This is a genomic window from Vibrio sp. 1167 (assembly GCF_033340375.1).
Taxonomy (GTDB): Bacteria; Pseudomonadota; Gammaproteobacteria; order Enterobacterales; family Vibrionaceae; genus Vibrio; species Vibrio alginolyticus.
The window spans coordinates 1-1,611 of the sequence record NZ_JAWOWK010000046.1 but is presented as its reverse complement, the minus strand read 5'-3'; the positions used below and the strand labels follow the sequence as shown (position 1 = coordinate 1,611).

Genomic DNA, 1,611 nt, shown 5'->3' with positions numbered 1-1,611 from the left:
CAGGAAAATTCGATGATTTACAGTATGACTGCGTATGCGCGCAAAGAAGTAAAAGGCGATTGGGGTTCTGCGGTATGGGAAATCCGCAGTGTAAACCAGCGTTACCTAGAAACCTATTTCCGCATGCCAGAACAATTCCGAGCTTTAGAACCAGTTCTACGCGAGCGTTTTCGTAAACGTCTAGCGCGAGGAAAAGTGGAATGTAGCCTTCGTTTCGAAGCGAACCCTGCAGCAAAAGCCGAGCTTAGCATCAACGAAGCGTTGGCAACCCAAGTGATTAAAGCTGCTGAACAAGTTATGCACATGACTGGTGAGCTTAGCCGCATCAATCCATTTCAAGTCATGCAATGGCCTGGAGTGATGGAAACTCCAGAGCAAAACATGGATGAGGTCAACAAAGAACTGCTTGCTGCATTTGATGAAGCAATTAGTGAATTTATTGAAGCGCGTGGTCGTGAAGGCGACAACATGAAAGCGCTGATCGAACAACGCCTAGACGCGATTACCGCAGAAGTGGTGAAAGTTCGTGCTCGCATGCCTGAAATCCTAGAATGGCAACGTGAGCGTCTATTCTCAAAATTTGAAGATGCGAAAATTGAACTGGATGCTTCTCGTGTAGAACAAGAGCTTATCTTGCTAGCGCAAAAGTCAGACGTTGCAGAAGAGCTGGATCGTCTGGATTCTCACGTGAAAGAAACGACCAACATCCTGAAAAAAGGTGGCGCAGTCGGTCGTCGTCTGGATTTCATGATGCAAGAATTCAACCGTGAGTCAAACACGCTCGCTTCTAAATCGATCAGCACCGACATCACTGCGTCGGGTGTTGAACTGAAAGTTCTGATCGAACAAATGCGCGAACAGATCCAAAACATCGAATAATCTAAAAACATTTAGATTACATATTGAAAGCCCCGCTTAGTGCGGGGCTTTATTTTATTCGTCTTTTTCCAAGGTTCGGTTGTCAACATACGGCCAATAGTGGTGTCCAACGCGAATCACCAAGGTCGCTGCCGCCAAGATAAACGCCGCTATAGAAAGCCAAACCACCAAAGTGGCATCCAACTCTTTCATACCTAAAGTGATGTAGCGAGCAATGGCCATCATCGCGATATAGATAGGATAGCGAACGGGGATCTTACCGTTCATCACAAACTGCTGCACCATCGCTAAAACCTCAAGATAGATGAACATCAATAAGATGTCCGTCAACAGCACTCGCTTCTCAACAAAGACGTGAATGAACTCTTGAGCCATGGCATAAATAGTTGCCAAGGTAATAGCGACCAACAGAACCGCTTCTAAGATGTGGAACATCTTTAAAAATGGGCGACTGAACGATTTAGGTAAATTTGATGGCATAGCCAATTATCCAAGCAAAACCAAAGAGATAAGTTTTGAGTTTAGCATGCAAGATAAAAAAGGATACATAAGAAAAACGCCCTGTTTATTTAACGGAGCGTGTTTTCTTGAATGCGATGGTGGCACGGCTTACGCCACTTGCTGCTTTTTTTCTGCCACACGCTTTTTCTTGCGATATTTAGGATGGGTAATCGGAATCGCTGAGAGCAGTTTCTTGGTGTAATCGTTTTGTGGGTTCGCGTAAATTTCTTT

2 protein-coding genes and 1 pseudogene are annotated in these 1,611 nt (G+C 44.8%); 1 reads left to right on the top strand and 2 read right to left on the bottom strand.

Features of this window, described 5'->3' with window-relative positions; translation table 11 throughout:
• Positions 1 to 12: 12 nt before the first annotated feature.
• Positions 13 to 879, top strand: coding sequence for a YicC/YloC family endoribonuclease (locus R7Z78_RS24215; RefSeq protein WP_015296114.1), 867 nt, complete (start codon positions 13 to 15; stop codon positions 877 to 879).
• A gap of 54 nt (positions 880 to 933) precedes the next feature.
• Here R7Z78_RS24215 and R7Z78_RS24210 read toward each other — a convergent pair whose 3' ends face one another.
• Positions 934 to 1,359, bottom strand: a complete 426-nt coding sequence (locus R7Z78_RS24210) for a phosphate-starvation-inducible protein PsiE (RefSeq protein ID WP_005458957.1) — start codon at positions 1,357 to 1,359, stop codon at positions 934 to 936.
• A 129-nt stretch (positions 1,360 to 1,488) separates the two neighbouring features.
• Positions 1,489 to 1,611, bottom strand: a pseudogene (locus R7Z78_RS24205) (ABC transporter ATP-binding protein); the annotation flags it as partial.

Coding starts and splice junctions, on each gene's coding strand:
- R7Z78_RS24215 (WP_015296114.1), top strand. CDS start 13: ATGATTTACAGTATGACTGCGTATGCGCGCAAAGAAGTAAAAGGCGAT.
- R7Z78_RS24210 (WP_005458957.1), bottom strand. CDS start 1,359: ATGCCATCAAATTTACCTAAATCGTTCAGTCGCCCATTTTTAAAGATG.